8 protein-coding genes and 3 tRNA genes are annotated in these 17,622 nt (G+C 40.6%); 7 read left to right on the top strand and 4 right to left on the bottom strand.

Annotated elements, in window-relative coordinates:
- Positions 1 to 9 precede the first annotated feature (9 nt).
- Genes recC through recD form a run of 4 tightly spaced genes read left to right on the top strand, consistent with a single transcriptional unit; the run spans position 10 to position 11,835 of the window.
- Complete coding sequence (gene recC / locus AACQ49_RS05115) at positions 10 to 3,387, top strand: exodeoxyribonuclease V subunit gamma (RefSeq protein ID WP_049257360.1); 3,378 nt, start codon at positions 10 to 12, stop codon at positions 3,385 to 3,387.
- 15 nt (positions 3,388 to 3,402) lie between these two features.
- On the top strand, positions 3,403 to 6,291 hold the full coding sequence (gene ptrA / locus AACQ49_RS05110; protein WP_161778917.1) for a pitrilysin: 2,889 nt from the start codon (positions 3,403 to 3,405) through the stop codon (positions 6,289 to 6,291).
- Positions 6,288 to 9,926: an exodeoxyribonuclease V subunit beta gene (gene recB / locus AACQ49_RS05105; RefSeq protein WP_161778916.1), complete on the top strand. Its 3,639-nt coding sequence runs from the start codon at positions 6,288 to 6,290 to the stop codon at positions 9,924 to 9,926. The genes ptrA and recB overlap by 4 nt, the downstream gene beginning before the upstream one ends.
- A complete protein-coding gene (recD, locus tag AACQ49_RS05100; protein WP_161778915.1) occupies positions 9,919 to 11,835 on the top strand; it encodes an exodeoxyribonuclease V subunit alpha in 1,917 nt (638 codons plus the stop codon). Before recB ends, recD begins: the two co-directional genes overlap by 8 nt.
- 88 nt (positions 11,836 to 11,923) lie before the next feature.
- Here the strand turns inward: recD and argA are convergent, their stop codons facing one another.
- Positions 11,924 to 13,258, bottom strand: coding sequence for an amino-acid N-acetyltransferase (gene argA / locus AACQ49_RS05095; protein ID WP_036895561.1), 1,335 nt, complete (start codon positions 13,256 to 13,258; stop codon positions 11,924 to 11,926).
- Between the two features lie 244 nt (positions 13,259 to 13,502).
- Between argA and amiC the strand changes: the two genes are divergently transcribed.
- Positions 13,503 to 14,765: an N-acetylmuramoyl-L-alanine amidase AmiC gene (gene amiC / locus AACQ49_RS05090; protein WP_004245505.1), complete on the top strand. Its 1,263-nt coding sequence runs from the start codon at positions 13,503 to 13,505 to the stop codon at positions 14,763 to 14,765.
- Between the two features lie 206 nt (positions 14,766 to 14,971).
- Here amiC and AACQ49_RS05085 read toward each other — a convergent pair.
- From AACQ49_RS05085 to AACQ49_RS05075, 3 genes are all read right to left on the bottom strand, one after another.
- Positions 14,972 to 15,048: transfer RNA gene (locus tag AACQ49_RS05085), tRNA-Met, on the bottom strand.
- Between the two features lie 21 nt (positions 15,049 to 15,069).
- A tRNA-Met gene (locus AACQ49_RS05080) sits at positions 15,070 to 15,146 on the bottom strand.
- A 41-nt stretch (positions 15,147 to 15,187) separates the two neighbouring features.
- Positions 15,188 to 15,264: transfer RNA gene (locus AACQ49_RS05075), tRNA-Met, on the bottom strand.
- A 257-nt stretch (positions 15,265 to 15,521) separates the two neighbouring features.
- On the opposite strand from AACQ49_RS05075, the gene mltA reads away from it, so the two are divergent.
- Together mltA and tcdA are read left to right on the top strand one after the other, a co-directional pair.
- Entirely contained in the window at positions 15,522 to 16,616 is a 1,095-nt protein-coding gene (gene mltA / locus AACQ49_RS05070) for a murein transglycosylase A (RefSeq protein WP_004245504.1), read from the top strand.
- 108 nt (positions 16,617 to 16,724) lie between these two features.
- The gene (gene tcdA / locus AACQ49_RS05065) at positions 16,725 to 17,573 is read left to right on the top strand and encodes a tRNA cyclic N6-threonylcarbamoyladenosine(37) synthase TcdA (protein WP_004245501.1); all 849 of its coding nucleotides are present in this window, start codon (positions 16,725 to 16,727) and stop codon (positions 17,571 to 17,573) included.
- Positions 17,574 to 17,622: the final 49 nt, after the last annotated feature.

Below are 17,622 nucleotides of genomic sequence, written 5' to 3'. Positions count from 1 at the left end.
GAGGATCTGATGTTCCATATTTACCATTCAAATCAATTATCACTACTTAAATCACTGATGGTACATTTTATGCAAAATCGGCCACTATCATCGCCTTTTGAGCAAGAAGTGATTTTAGTGCAAAGTCCCGGAATGTCGCAGTGGTTACAAATCCAATTAGCAGAAAGTTTGGGTATTGCTGCTAATATCCGTTATCCATTACCCGCTACTTTTATTTGGGAAATGTTTACTCGGGTATTATCAGGTATACCTAAAGAAAGTGCGTTTTCTAAAGATGCCATGACATGGAAACTAATGGCATTATTGCCTAATTACCTTGATGATCCGGCATTTAAACCCTTGCTACATTATCTTAAAGATGATGAAGACAAACGTAAATTACATCAACTAGCGGGGCGTGTGGCGGATCTCTTTGACCAATATCTGGTTTATCGTCCCGATTGGTTGTCGGCATGGGAAAATGATCAACTAATTGATGGCTTGAGTGACAATCAATACTGGCAAAAAACACTGTGGTTGGCACTGCAACGCTATACAGAAGATCTTGCGCAACCTAAATGGCATCGTGCTAATCTTTATCAACAATTTATTTCTACTTTGAATGATGTGCCTATGGGGGCGCTTGCGCACTGTTTTCCATCGCGTATTTTTATTTGTGGTATTTCAGCATTGCCACAAGTCTATTTGCAAGCACTGCAAGCAATTGGTAGACATACCGAAATCTATTTATTGTTTACTAATCCTTGCCGCTATTACTGGGGAGATATTCAAGATCCAAAATTCCTCGCTCGTCTAAATAGTAGAAAGCCTCGACATTATCAGCAACTTCATGAACTACCTTGGTTTAAAGATGAACAAAATGCATCGACACTATTTAATGAAGAAGGGGAGCAAAATGTCGGCAATCCACTATTAGCGTCTTGGGGAAAGTTAGGTAAAGATAATCTCTATTTTCTTTCTGAGCTTGAATATAGCGATGTGTTAGATGCTTTTGTTGATATACCAAGAGATAATTTACTGCATCAACTTCAGGCCGATATACTCGATTTAGAGGATTTTTCACAAATAGGTCAGACGCTTGAGGATTACCAAAGTAGTGAAAAAAAACGGATCATCGCCAATGATGATCGCTCTTTGACCTTTCATGCTAGCCATAGCCCACAACGGGAAGTCGAGGTATTACAAGACCAATTACTGCATCTCCTCGAGCAAGATGCTGATTTATTACCGCGAGATATTATTGTTATGGTGGCGGATATTGATAGCTATACGCCCTATATTCAAGCCGTATTTGGTAATGCGCCCGCAGAGCGTTATATTCCTTTTGCCATTTCAGACCGAAAAGCTCGCCAAGTACATCCTGTCTTACAAGCTTTTATCACTTTATTAGAATTACCTCAAAGCCGTTTTACCGCAGAGCAAGTGCTTGCATTACTTGAAGTACCCGCCTTAGCTGCGCATTTTGCCATTTTTGAAAATGAGTTGAAGCTACTACGGCGCTGGGTTGAAGAGTCAGGTATACGTTGGGGATTAGATGATGAAAATGTGGCCTCCTTTTTATTACCTGTGACAGGAAAAAATACGTGGGAGTTTGGGTTATTAAGGATGCTTCTTGGTTATGCGATGGACAGTGAGGCAGGGCCGTGGCAAGGGGTACTGCCTTACGATGAATCAAGTGGCCTAGTCGCTGAGTTAGCAGGGCATCTAGCAGATTTTTTATATACCTTAAGTGAATGGCGAACTCGATTAAGCGAAACTCGAAACTTAGAAGAGTGGCTTGATATCGGTCAACAGCTTGTTGATGCCTTTTTTGACACTGATGAAGAGACAGAGCTGGTATTGGCGCTTATCACACAACAGTGGCAAAAGGTGATAAAAAATGGTCTAGAGGCGCACTATCAACATGAAATTCCATTAGTGCTGATCCGCGATGAACTTACAGTGCGTTTTGATGATGAGAAAATTAGCCAACGCTTTTTAGCCGGAAGCCTTAATTTTTGCACCTTAATGCCAATGCGTTCAATTCCATTTAAAGCAGTCTGTTTATTGGGAATGAATGATGGGGTCTACCCACGTAATATTCAGCCATTAGGATTTGATTTAATGGCAGAAAAACGTCGTCGAGGTGATAGAAAACGTCGTGATGATGATCGCTACCTGTTTTTAGAAGCATTAAGCTCAGCAGAAAAATACCTTTATATCAGTTATATTGGTAAATCTATTCGTGACGATCGCGAATGTAATCCTTCGGTATTGATTAAAGAGTTACAAGATTATATTGGGCAAAATTTCCGTTTAAGGGAAGATGCATCATTAAATGTTGATGACAGTGCGCAGCGTATCATCAGCCACTTATTAACCCAACATAGTCGAGTGCCTTTTGCGCCAGAAAACTTTAAAACGGATGCGCTATATCGCTCTTATGCCGCTGAATGGTTACCGGCAGCAAGTGGGAAAGGGACTGCTCACCAAGCATTTCCAACGCCATTAAATAAAAAAATTGAGAAAGTCTCTTTAGATGAACTATCACGCTTTTATCGCCATCCCGTACGCGCTTTTTTCCAGCAAAGTCTAAAAACGAATTTTGTTATTGAAGAGACCGAGCTACCGGAAGAAGAGCCTTTTGTCATTAATGCATTACAACGTTATCTATTAAACCAATGGTTATTAAAAGCCTTAATCGAAGGGACATCAACAGAAGCACTTTATGAACGCATTAAAGCAGCTGGAAAATTACCAGCTAGTGCGTTTGGTCAAATTTATTGGGAGCAACAAATAGAAACGTTGCAACCTTTAGCCGAAAAAGTCAGAAGTGAACGTTTAGCAACCCATTCTGTCACAATAGAATACCAATTTAATGCGATCCCATTAATTGGTCGTTTAAATGAAGTACAAGCCGATGGCTTACTCCGTTGGCGACCCGCCACATTAACAGCTAATGATCTACTGCAATTATGGATAGAACATCTCGTGTACTGCTTAAGTGGTGGAACTGGCGAAAGCCGTTTTTATGGTAGAAAAGAGTCGCAATGGTGTCTATCACCGGTGTCTGCGGATATTGCGTATTCAACCCTTGAAAGATTGATCCAAGATTATCAAACAGGGATGAATACACCTTTAGCCTTATTCGCCAATAGTGGTTGGGCTTGGTTACAAGCTTGCTTCGATAAAAAAACACAGACGTTTTTATTTGATGATGAAGAGATACAAAACAAGGCAGAATTGGTATTAACGCAATATTTAACCGATAGCTATAACCGAGAAGGTGAAATGAATGATATCTATATTCAACGTGTATTTCATCAGCTTGATGCACCTTTTCTTGAGGCAGTAAAACAGACCACGTTAGCCATATTTAAGCCAATCATTCCATTTATAAAAAAATAAGGGAGCTCATATCAGATGAGAAAATACTTATCGCAACTTTGGATTATGTTGCTATTGATGCTAGTCAGTATCAACAGCTTCGCAACAGATCCACTTTGGCAAGTATTGCCGGATAGCATTGAAAAAAGTGAAAGTGATCCACGTGATTATCAGGCTATTAAATTAGCTAATGATATGACCGTATTACTGGTTTCAGATAAAAAAGCGGTCAAATCATTAACCGCCGTTGCTCTGCCTGTCGGTGCATTAGAAGATCCAGATAGCCAACAAGGTCTTGCCCACTATTTAGAACATATGGTGTTAATGGGCTCGACCAAATACCCAAAATCAGGGGATCTGACAGAGTTTTTAAATAAAAATGGTGGCTCTCATAACGCCAGCACAACCACTTACCGCACCGCATTTTATTTAGAAGTTGAAAATAGCGCCATTAATGAAGCTGTTGATCGCTTGGCAGATGTACTAGCGGAGCCATTACTTGATCCTAAATATGCCGATCGTGAACGTAATGCGGTTAATGCGGAATTAACCATGGCTCGCTCCCGCGATGGAATGCGTTTTTGGCAAGTGAGAGCCGAAACTTTGAATCCGGCTCATCCAAGCTCTCGTTTTATGGGAGGAAACTTAGAAACATTAAGTGATAAGCCAGAGAGTAAATTACAAGATGAATTAGTGAAATTCTATCAAACATACTATTCTGGTAACTTAATGAATGGGGTGATTTATAGTAATAAATCACTGGACGAACTCGCTAAATTAGCGGCTGATACTTTTTCCCGTATTCCTAATAAAAACACCCAAGCACCAGTAACGACGGTGCCTGCGATGACAGAAAAAGAAAAAGGGATAATGATCCACTTAGTCCCAGCTCAGCCACAAAAAACCTTACAAATCGAATTTGGTATTGATAATAATCTTGCCGATTTTCGCAGTAAATCAGATGAATATATTGGCTACCTTATTAGCAATCGTAGCACGGGAACACTAGCAACTTGGTTACAAGAGCAAGGATTAGCAGAGAATATTAGTGCTTCATCTGAATCCTATATCGATCGCAACCAAGGTTCATTTACCATTTATGTTTCTTTAACAGACAAAGGCCTTGCTGAGAAAGATAAAGTTATTTCAGCGATTTTTTCTTATATTCAACTGATCCAAAATAAAGGGGTCAGTGAGCGCTATTTTAAAGAAATAGCCAATGTGCTTGACCTCTCATTTCGCTATGGCTCTATTGTCAGAGATATGAACTATATTGAAGATATCTCCGATATGATGCTGCGTTATCCGATTAAAAATATTCTTAATGCAGATTTTATTGCCGATGATTATCAACCTTCAGCGATCCTTTCTCGCCTAGGATCGCTTACACCAGAAAATGCGCGTATTTGGGTGATTAGCCCTAATGAGCCTTCAAATAAGCAAGCTTATTTTGTTCATGCACCTTATCAAGTGGATAAAATTACTGCGAAGCAATTAGCTTCATGGCAGGAATTAGCCAGCGACATCTCATTGTCATTACCGACACTAAACCCTTATATTCCTGATAATCTGTCACTTATTGATGCTGATAGTAACATCACTAAGCCTCAATTATTATGGCAAGACAGTCATGCTCGGTTATTCTATATGCCATCGCACTATTTTTCTGATGAGCCGAAAGCCAGTGTGACGTTAAGTTTAGTGAACAAAAATGCAGATCGCACAGTTAAACAGCAAGTTATACAAACATTGACCAATTACCTTGCTGATCTAACCTCTAGTGAACTGGCTTATCAAGCTTCTGTTGCCGGCATGAATATCTCCTCTTCTTCTGGGCGTGGAGTCGATTTCTCAGTCAATGGTTATACTCAACATTTACCAGAGCTAGTAAATGCCACACTAAAAAGCTATATAACGTTTGAAGCCACTCAGCAAGAGCTTGATCAAGCTAAATCTTGGTATCGTGAACAACTGGAAGTGACGCATAACCTTAAAGCGTATGATGCTGCAATGTTACCTGCCCGTCGCTTAAATACGATCCCTTATTATGAAGAAGCCGATAAACTTAAGGCGTTAGAGTCGATAACGTTACAAGATATTAAAGATAATCGTCGTGATGTCATTGAAAATGCAGCGCTTCAAGCATTAATTATCGGTAATTTAACGCCAGAGCAGAGCCGTGAGATAGTTAAATCGGCACAAGCATTATTAGGCAATAAAGGAACAGAATATTGGATTGGCGACACATTAGTTTTTGATAAATTAAATCAAGTTACATTCCAAAATAAATCTAAAAGTACCGATAATGCGCTAGGGGAATTGTTTATCCCTGTTGGCTATGAGCGTCTACAAGGAAAAGCGATTACATCAGTATTATCCTCTATCGTGCATCCTTGGTTCTTTGAACAACTCAGAACAGAAGAGCAATTAGGTTATGCGGTCTTTGCTTTCCAAGCTTCAATGGGCGAGCAGTCCGGTTTAGGCTTTTTACTGCAAAGTAATGCTAAACCACCAGTTTATCTCAATGAGCGTTATCATGCATTTTATCAACAAGCTTATGATCGTTTGAAAAAGCTAAGTGAAGCTGAATTTAATCAATATAAAAAAGCCATTATTGATGAAGTAAAACAACCACCGCAAACATTTTATGAAGAGGTTTCTCTTTATCGTAATGATTTTTATCGTAATAACTTAAAATATGATGGTCGTGAGAAGTTTTTAGCCCAACTGAATAAGGTAACGCTAAAACAAGCAATCGAATTTTATGAAAAAGCGATAATTAAACCGACAGGACTCGTGTTTGTTTCACAAATAATCGGGAAAGAGGGTAACAACGCTGATTATGCGCAAAATAAACAGTGGAAAATCTATTCAACCGTGAGTGAATTACAAAAAACATTACCTGTTGAGGAAATTAAAGAGTGAGTGAAGTGATACAGGCACAGGTATTAGATCCCTATACACTTCCTTTGTATCAAAGACGCCTCATTGAGGCGTCTGCGGGAACAGGGAAAACGTACACTATAGGGTTATTGTATTTACGATTACTGCTTGGATTAGGGGGCGAGTCAGCATTTCATCGCCCCTTAAGTGTTGAAGAGATCTTAGTCGTTACTTTTACCGAAGCGGCAACGGATGAATTACGCGCCCGTATTCGTCAAAATATTCATCAGTTAAGGCTAGCCTGTATCCGTCATCAAGTAGAAAATGACAATAACGCTTACCAAATATTATTAGATCAAATCCCGAATAAAATGGTGGCGGCGCAATGGCTATTAGAAGCTGAGCGTCAAATGGATGAAGCCGCCATTTATACTATTCATGGTTTTTGTCAGCGCATGTTAGCCACTAACGCCTTTGAATCTGGTGTATTGTTTGAACAGGTGTTGATCCAAGATGAATATGAGTTAAAAAAACGTGTTTGCGCTGATTTTTGGCGCAGGCACTGTTATCCCCTTTCTTATGATGTTGCCTATGCGGTAAGCGAAATTTGGTCTGGCCCTGAGCAACTGCTGTATGAAATTCAACCCTATTTACAAGGTGAATGCCCCGAAATTCAAGGTATTGATTTCGACGCTAAAAAAGAGACTGTTGAACAGCGCCATCAAGCAGTCATTGAGGCCATTGATAAAGTTAAAGCACTATGGCGTCATCATTGCAATGAGATTGCAGATTGGATAACTTCATCTGGTGTTGATAAACGCAGTTACAGTAGTCGTTTCTTACCTAAATGGATCGATGAAATCACCGCATGGGCCACTCCACTCGAAACCAAAAGTTATCAGTTACCTGACTGTTTAAGTCGTTTTTCGCAAGCAACCCTACATGAAAAAACTACAAAGGGTGCTGCGCCTGAGCACGCTTTATTTGCGGAAATCGAACTACTTTGCCAACAAAGTTTAACGTTACGTGATGTGATCATTGCTAATGCCATTCCTGAAATACGCCAAGGGATAGAAAATGAAAAAATGCGTCGTGGTGAGTTGGGATTTGATGATCTGTTGACGCGTCTCGATAAGGCATTGCAACGAGAAGGCGGCGAAGCATTAGCAGATGCTATTCGCCAACGTTATCCCGTCGCGATGATTGACGAATTTCAGGATACCGATCCTCAGCAGTATCGTATTTTTGATACTATCTATGGTGAGCATACAGAGAGTGGTTTGCTATTTATTGGTGATCCCAAACAAGCCATTTACGCATTTCGTGGTGCAGATATCTTTACCTATATTCGGGCAAGGCAACAAACCGATCACCACTATACATTGAATACTAACTGGCGCTCGGCTCCGGGTATGGTAAGTGCAGTTAATAAACTGTTTTTACGTTCTAAAACCCCTTTTTTGTTTGATCATATTCCTTTTATTGAGGTCAATTCGGCTGAAAAAAATCAGCATATGAAGTTTATTTACCAGCAAAAAACGGTTGCCCCATTAAATTTTTGGTTAGCTGAAGGTGAAAGCCTTTCAACTGGTAATTATGAACAATTAATGGCCTCGCAATGTGCGATGCAAATTCGTGACTGGTTATCAGCCGGTGACAATCAACAAGCTTGGTTAATCGAACAAGATAATAAAAGCGCTGTTACATCTGCCGATATTGTGGTGCTAGTGCGTAGTCGCCGAGAAGCATTATTGATCCGAGATGCATTAGATCTGTTATCTATCCAATCAGTATTTTTATCCAATAGAGAAAGTGTGTTTGAAACCAATGAAGCCAAAGATCTACTTTGGTTACTACAAGCAGTGGTAACCCCTGAAAAAGAACGGGTGTTAAGAGCTTCTCTTGCCAGTGCACTGTTTGGATTTAACGCACAACAAATTGACGAACTTAATCAAGATGAACAGCGTTGGAACCGCTATGTGGAGCAATTCGCTGATTATTTTGTCTTGTGGCAAAAACGTGGTGTGTTACCTATGCTACGTAAAGTCATGATAGAAAACCAAATCGCTGAGAACTTACTCGCAAGCCAAGCAGGAGAACGACGTTTAACCGATATCATGCATATTGGCGAGTTGCTACAAGAAACATCATTACAGCTTGATAGCGAGCACGCCCTTATTCGTTGGTTAGCCCAGCAAATTTCTCGACCAGATGCACAAGCGGAAAGTCAGCAAATGCGTTTGGAAAGTGATAAAAATCTAGTGCAAATTTGTACCATTCACAAATCTAAAGGATTGGAATATCCCATTGTTTGTCTACCTTTTGCCTGTAATTATCAAGAACAAAAGGGCGCGCTTTATCATGATAGAGATGAATTTTACGCAAAACTAGATATTTTTAATCAACCTGATAGCGTGCGTCTTGCTGATGAAGAGCGATTGGCAGAGGATTTACGCTTGTTGTATGTTGCATTAACTCGGGCGAAATTTTGTTGTTATGTTGGTGTTGCGCCTTTGGTTAAAGGAAATAAACGTAAGTCAGGATTAACTGATTTGCATAAAAATGCGCTGGGATATCTGTTGCAGCATGGGGAAGAGGGTAATAGTGAGCTATTACATCAATCCATTAATCAATTGCTTGATGACAATATAAAAGTGATCACGTTAGGTGATACCTCAACGCATCGATATCAATCTCCACACACAACGAATATTGCTTTAGATGCCGCCATATTTAAGCGAAAAATTAATGATAATTGGCGTATCACCAGTTATTCGGGATTAACGGCACAACACTCTGCTCGTGGATATCTATTTGATAGTGCTGATTTGGATGCCTTGGTGCAATCTATCGCTCCGGGCTTAGATACCGATGCTAAAGGTGAGAAAACGGCGCAACACAGCGATGAACTCTCTATTCATCACTTCCCTCGTGGTGCAGTCGCGGGGACATTTTTACATAGTTTGCTTGAACAGCTTGATTTTTCACAGCCTATTGATGAAAGTTGGATGCAAGAGCAACTTATTGTCCAAGGTTTTGAGGAGAAATGGACGCCATTGTTGGTGGCTTGGATGGAAACCCTTTTTCATACCCCATTAAATGCGCAAGGCTTATGTTTAGCTGATATTCCTAAGGAGCATCAACTCGATGAGCTACAATTCTATCTGCCTATTGAAAAGGAGATGTCGGCGGCACAGTTAACAGCATTAACCCGTCAATACGATCCTTTATCTGCGCAATGTCCAGCCCTCAATTTTCAGCAAGTGCAAGGCATGCTAAAAGGTTTTATTGACTTAGTATTTTGTTGGGAGGGTAAGTATTATGTGGTTGACTATAAATCTAACTGGCTTGGTGAATCGAGTGAGGATTACACGCAAGAGGCGATGAGCAATGCAATGCGCGATCATCGTTATGATTTACAGTATCAACTCTATACTTTAGCGCTACATCGATTTTTACAACAACGCTTACCTGATTATGATTATCAACGTAATTTTGGTGGGATCTGCTATCTCTTCTTACGTGGTATTGATGCTGACTACCCGGGCAATGGCGTCTATACCTATCTCCCTGAAGAAAAGTTTGTAGAGGCATTAGATGCGCTATTTAAAGGGGAAGCGCTTGAGGTTAACGGCAGTAAAGTGAACGTGCTGGGTGAGAACAATTCAAATGATTAAATTATTAGAACAAGCAATTGCACAAAACCTATTGCGCCCGTTAGATTTACGTTTTGCTCAAATGCTGGTGGCAGATGAAAATCCTATCCTACTGTTTATTTTTGCCTATCTCAGTGCTCAAACAGGGGCGGGCCATGTTTGCTTACCGTTAAATATCATACAACAAGATAAATTGTTTGATGGACGACACACCGAGCTTTCACAAGCCATTTGGCAGGAAATGGCGCAACCATCAGCGAAAGAAATACTGGCAGAGCTTAATCAGAGCGAGTGTGTTAATCAAGGCCATAGTGATCTACCTTCACCTATTATTCTCGATAACGGATTACTTTATCTACAAAGAATGTGGCGTTATGAAGAGCAAGTTGCGCAATTTTTTCGCCAAGAGCAACGGGTGGTTGATATCGATGAAAATCAATTAACAAACGTATTAAATCAACTTTTCCCAAGCGTTAAAACCCATGCTGAAACTAACTGGCAAAAAGTCGCCGCAGCGGTTGCTATTACAAGCCCTATTTCGATTATTTCGGGTGGCCCAGGAACAGGGAAAACCACGACAGTAGCAAAGATTTTAGCTGCTTTTGTCATGCTAACGGCGAATGAAAAACCCATTATTCAACTAGCCGCACCCACGGGAAAAGCGGCAGCTAGATTGACCGAATCATTAGGTAAAGCATTAGCGCAATTGGCACTAAGTGAAGAAGAGTTAAAATGGATGCCCGATCAAGCGCAAACCATTCATCGCTTATTAGGTGCTCAGCCGGAAAGTCAGCAAGTTCGTTATCATCGCGATAATCCGCTACAACTTGATATCTTGGTCATAGATGAAGCTTCTATGGTGGATTTACCGATGATGGCGCGTTTAATTGAGGCTTTACCGGAACATTGCCATGTTATTTTTCTGGGAGATAAAGATCAGCTCGCTTCGGTAGAGGCAGGAGCCGTTTTAGGGGATATTTGTCGTTTTGCGGATCAGGGGTTTAGCCAACGCCGTTTTGAGCAGATTGATCGCTTAACACAAGGTGAATTACAGAAAGATCCCGCTTCTATGACGACTTCTACTACGCCAGTTTCGGTGGTCAGTGATTCACTATGTTTACTGCGTAAAAGTTATCGTTTTGGCTCACATTCAGGTATTGGTCAATTAGCTTTTGCGGTTAATCAAGGACAAGTGAAGAGTGCTATGACGTTACTGAAAAAAGCGACAGTAACACAAGAGAGCACTGAGCGAGAAAAACATACCGATCCGCAGGACATCGAATTTATCTCATTAGACACCGATGAGAGCTATATGAAGATGCTTCAAGATGTTGCTAAGGCTTATCATCACTATCTATCGTTAGTCGCACAAAAAGCAGCACCAGAGACTATTCTTCATAGCTTTAATCAATATCGTTTATTGTGCGCTTTGCGAGAAGGGCCTTTTGGTGTCACAGGACTAAATGAACGTATTGAGATGCTGTTACATCGCCAACGCTTGATACGACGACCTATAAATAGTTATCAGCGGGAGTATATTGGGCGACCAATTATGATCCAGCGTAATGACAGCACATTGGGGCTATTTAATGGTGATATCGGCATTATGCTTAATAGCGATGAAGGAGAAATGAAAGCTTTCTTTCAGTTGCCTGATGGCACATTGAAAGCTATCCAACCTAGTCGTTTACCGCAACATGAGACTGCCTATGTGATGACAGTGCATAAATCACAAGGTTCGGAATTTACCCATACGGCATTGGTATTACCGACACAATTTTCTCCTATTGTTAGCAGAGAATTACTCTATACGGCGATAACGCGAGCCAAGCAGAAGCTATCACTTTATTCTTCTGAATATATGGTGAAAATGGCGATCCAGACACGTATTCAACGCCGCAGTGGATTAGTTGAAAAACTGCGTTACTGAGTGATTTTTTAATTTAATATAATTATAGTGAATAGTAAAAGACAGGCTTTGAGAGGGGGAGCCTGTCTTTTTTACTTTATTAATAAAACTACTCTTTATGTAGATCTAAAATTAAGATCTTAGAGCGGCGCTGATAGTTATACAGAGCCTGTTTTTCAATAGGTAATTTATCGATTTCAGCAGGCGTAAAGCCTTTTTCTTGGAACCAATGAATACTACGAGTCGTGAGCACAAATAATTTATCTAACCCCATCTGTTTAGCTTGGGTTGATATGCGTTGTAACAACACTTCACCTCGACAAGAGCTACGATAGTCAGGATGAACGGCGACACATGCCATTTCTCCTATTTTTTCAGACTGATAAGGATAGAGGGCGGCACAAGCAATGGTGAGATTATCGCGCTCAATAATAGTGAATTGATCAATTTCCATCTCAAGTTGCTCTCTTGAGCGGCGTACTAAAATGCCTTGTTGCTCTAATGGACGAATAAGCTCTAATATGCCACCAATATCATTAATATTGGCGCGGCGGACTTTCTCGGCACTTTCCATCACAATCTGCGTACCAATACCGTCACGAGAAAATAACTCTTGAACAATGGCACCATCCGCTTGATAGCTTAATAAATGGCTACGCTCAACACCACGACGGCAGGCTGTTACCGCACCTCGTAAAAAACGTACAGTACCTGAGTGATAATCGCCTGTAGTTTGTAATGCTTGAATTCGTTCTTCTGCTTGATTAGGTAAAAGTTCAGACACAATCTGGCCACTTGCATCTACAACCCCTTGCGAAGAGCAAAAGCCAATAAGCTTTTGTGCTTTAAGTTTGATAGCTAGCTGGGTTGCGACCTCTTCAGAGGTTAAATTAAAACTTTCCCCTGTAACAGAGACGGCAACAGGGCCAATTAACACAATGGCATTGTTATCTAACTGACGATGAATGGCCTCTTCATCAATACGGCGAATTTTACCGCTATGGCAATAATCGACCCCATCATCGACACCTAAAGGTTGGGCAATGACAAAATTACCGCTAACCACATTAATATGCGCTCCTTGCAAGGGCGTATTACTTAAACTCATTGATAAACGAGCAGTAATATCGAGTTGTAAGGTACCGGCAGATTGTTTAACTACTTCAAGGGTTTTACTATCAGTAATTCGTGTGTGTTTATGATAGAGCGGAGAAATTTTTTGCTCTTCAAGAGCCATGTCGATTTGTGGTCTAGCGCCGTAAACCACCACTAACCGTATTCCTAAACTATGCAATAAACCAATATCGTTAATGATAGAGGGAAAGTTCTCATGGGCTATTGCTTCTCCCCCTAGCATAATGACAAATGTTTTACCTCTATGTGCATTGATATACGGAACCGAGTGTCGAAAACCATCGACCAATTCGGTGCTACGCTCTTTCATAAAGCCCCTCTCAAGTGAATTTTTATTCGCATTTAATGTATTTTTATTCTTTTTGAGCGGAAATGGCAAGTAAAATCCGATCTTACTGTTTTAACAGAAGGCAGAATATTTGTATAAAAGTGTGTAATTGTGCTGTTTTTAAGTGACAGTGAAGTGTGGATTCGGTAAAGTTTTTCGTTCAGATATTTTTTGACCGTCTGTTTTAGCACTTTTTGATGTTAATCGTTTTTTTTGGAATATTTTCATGAGTCATTCAGAACATAATCAAACACGTCGTCGTCTTATTAAAGGAATTGGCGCGTTATTGTTATTAAGTGTTAGTCCTGTTGGCTTAGCGGCAACATCATCAGTGGTTGCCGTCAGGGTATGGCCTGCATCGACTTATACACGTGTGACTATCGAATCAAGTAGACCCTTGAAATATCGCCAGTTTGCGTTATCAGCACCAGATAGAATTGTGGTTGATCTTGAAGGTATCCAACTGAATAGCGTTCTGAAAGGTATGGCTAGTCAAGTGCAAACAAACGATCCTTACTTAAAACTTATTCGTGTCGGTCAAAATACCCCAACTACGGTTCGTTTAGTGTTTGAAATTAAAACCCCCGTTCAGCCACAAATGTTTACTTTAAAACCAGTTGCTGAATTTAAAAATCGCTTAGTGCTCGATTTCTATCCAAGTCATGCGGCGACAAGTGAAGATGATCCGCTATTAGCGCTATTGCGTGAATATAACGAAGGGGATTTACAACAAGCTGTGCCTGAACAAACGGATACGCGTAAGCCCGGAAGAGCAGGACGAGATAGGCCGATTATTATCATGATTGACCCCGGCCATGGTGGTGAAGATCCGGGAGCGATGGGGAAATATAAAACTCGTGAGAAAGACGTTGTACTACAAATTGCCCGTCGCTTAAGAGCTTTGATTGATAAAGATGCCAAAATGAAAGCGTATATGACGCGTAATGAGGATGTGTTTATCCCCTTAAAAGTGCGAGTAGCGAAAGCGCGGAAAATGCAGGCTGATCTCTTTGTCTCTATTCATGCAGATGCATTTACCAATCGCTCGGCTAGAGGCTCTTCTGTTTTCGCGTTATCCAAAACAGGCGCAACAAGTAATACCGCACGTTACCTAGCTCAAACCCAAAATGAAGCGGATTTAATTGGTGGGGTGAGTCGAAGTGGTGATCGCTATGTTGATCACGCAATGCTTGATTTAGTACAGACCGCGACAATTAATGACAGCCTAAAATTTGGTAGTGAGGTATTAAAATTATTAGGTGGCGTGAATAAGCTACATAAAAATAAGGTCGATCAAGCCGGATTTGCGGTTTTAAAAGCCCCTGAGATCCCTTCTATTTTAGTAGAGACGGCTTTTATTAGTAATATTGAAGAAGAGCGAAAGCTCAAAACAGCCAAATTCCAGCAACAAGTTGCTGAATCTATTTTCAAAGGTATTAAAGCCTATTTTGCTAATGGTGGTGAACTGACATTAGCTGATCGAGGCTGATCTCGCTATACAACTACAACTTATTTTTGAGACTTCTAGTGGGAAATAAATAGTTATTTTCTACTAGAGGTAACAACTTATTATTTTTTTATCCAATAAGTTAAATCATAACTGAGTAACAGGGAGTATATCGGTTATTGTAAATAGAGTAGGGATTAAGAGAGTATTTAATGGGAATTTGTAGAAAATAGAATTAGGGAAAGGATTGGTTGCGGGGGCCGGATTTGAACCAACGACCTTCGGGTTATGAGCCCGACGAGCTACCATGCTGCTCCACCCCGCGTCCGAAAACATTTATAGAAATTGGTTGCGGGAGCCGGATTTGAACCAACGACCTTCGGGTTATGAGCCCGACGAGCTACCAGACTGCTCCATCCCGCGACTGAATCTATAAATTTTAACTTAATGCGTATGTTGTGAATTGGTTGCGGGGGCCGGATTTGAACCAACGACCTTCGGGTTATGAGCCCGACGAGCTACCAAGCTGCTCCACCCCGCGTCTCCACAGAGGGGCACTATACTCAGGATCTGATAACTTGCAAGTTTTTTATGTAATTTTTGCCATTTTCTTTTAAAAACGGTCAGAAATAATACATAGAGGTGTAATTTTAGACAGTTATACTTTAGATAACACACTAAATGGTGAAGCCGATAATTAAAAAAACCGCAACCACTTCTGTATCGATATCTTTCTTGATTTGGCTTTGGTATCTTTCTTGTCATCAACTCTTTTTAAAGTAGGAATATAAGTAAAAAATGGTTACTTGGCGAAAATCGTTGCTTTTGGGGATATTAGCGCTTGCCTTAACAGGCTGCCATCGTCCAACAGATCAGGGACAACAGTATAAAGATGGTAAGCTTAAGCAAGATCTTATTGAAGTTAACTCGCCAAATACGCAAGGCAAGCCCATTAATGGCTCAGATTACCTTGAACAAATTAACCAAATAAATCAAACATCTTCACGTCTATACAATAGTAATCAAGATACTTATCAAGCAGTGGAAAATTGGTTACGCTCAGGGGCAGATACGCGTCAATTACGTCAATTTAATATCGCAGCCTTTCAAATGGAAGGGGAAGATAATTATGGGAATGTAAAATTTACCGGATATTATACCCCTGTTTTAGAAGCACGTTTAACGCCACAAGGTGACTTTAAATATCCGCTCTACCGCATGCCAGCCAAAGTGCGTGGTAAATTGCCTTCACGAGCGGCTATCTATAACGGTGCTTTAAGCCCCACTTTAATTGCCGCTTATAGTAACTCCATCATGGATAACTTTATGATGGAAGTGCAAGGCAGTGGCTATGTCGATTATGGTGATGGTAAACCTTTAACCTTCTTTGGTTATGCTGGGAAAAATGGTCATCCCTACCGCAGTATTGGTAAAGTGCTGATTGATAATGGTGAAGTTGAAAAAGAAGCGATGTCAATGTTGGCAATTAGAGAGTGGGCTGATAAGCATAGTGAACAAGAAGTCAGAAAATTATTAGAACAAAACCCCTCTTTCGTTTTCTTTAAACCTGAACCTTTTACGCCAGTAAGAGGGGCAAGCGCTATTCCGCTGATTGCTAAAGCGTCAGTGGCTTCGGATAGAAGTATTATCCCCGCAGGAACCGTATTATTAGCTGAAATCCCTATTTTAGATAATACCGGTAAGTTTACTGGACAATACCAAATGCGTTTAATGGTTGCTTTGGATGTGGGGGGAGCCATTAAAGGACATCATTTCGATATTTATCATGGTATTGGTAAAGAAGCCGGACAAATGGCGGGTTTTTATAATCATTATGGACGTGTATGGGTATTAAAAAAATCGCAACCCACCTTACTGAACCCCATACAGTAAAACGATTGACTATTTATATTGTCATATTAACGGTAAAATGAGCAAACGCCATGGCTATTGATTAACAATAGCCATGATTATTTCTGCTATCTAGGTTGTTATCGCATTATGCAAAATTCATTATCAGACTCCTATCTGCAACGCTTTTCTGGTATTGGCCGTCTTTATGGACAACAAGCGCTGTATTATTTTTCTCAGGCACATATTTGTGTTGTCGGCATTGGTGGCGTTGGTAGCTGGGCTGCAGAAGCCTTAGCTCGCAGTGGGATCGGCGCTATTACGTTAATTGATATGGATGATGTGTGTGTCACCAATACCAATCGACAAATTCATGCGTTAAAAGAGCATGTCGGCCAGCCTAAATGTGAAGTGATGAAGCAGCGAATTTTGCAAATTAATCCTGAATGCAAAGTTACTTGTATTGATGATTTTGTTACGGTTGATAATGTGGCAGAAATGATGCAAAACTCATTTGATTATGTGATTGATGCTATTGATAGTGTTAGACCAAAGGCTGCATTATTAGCTTACTGTCGTCGCTATAAAATTCCTGTTATCACCACTGGTGGCGCAGGCGGACAGATTGATCCAACTCAAATCCAAGTCGTCGATTTAGCGAAAACCATTCAAGATCCATTAGCCGCTAAATTACGTGAGCGTTTAAAATCTGATTTTAATGTTGTGAAAAATAGCAAAGGTAAATTAGGCATAGATTGTGTTTTTTCAACCGAGCAATTAGTCTACCCTCAAGGAGATGGTACGGTGTGTGCGGCCAAAAGTACTGCCGATGGCGTCAAACGTATGGACTGCTCAGCGGGTTTTGGCGCGGTGACAATGGTAACTGCTTCCTTTGGTTTTATTGCCGTTTCTCATGTATTAAAGAAGATGTTAGCTAAGGCGCAACGTACTCGTCATACTTCAAGTTGTAGCGTTGTTGACCGCATTCATTCGCACTAGTCACATACTGATGTATGCTCCTAGCGACTCATTCACTTGTCGCCTAGCT

The sequence above is a fragment of the Proteus sp. G2675 genome, assembly GCF_963886535.1.
Lineage (GTDB): Bacteria > Pseudomonadota > Gammaproteobacteria > Enterobacterales > Enterobacteriaceae > Proteus > Proteus mirabilis.
The sequence above is the reverse complement of the archived record's forward strand: the minus strand, read 5'-3'. Positions and strand labels throughout refer to the sequence as shown.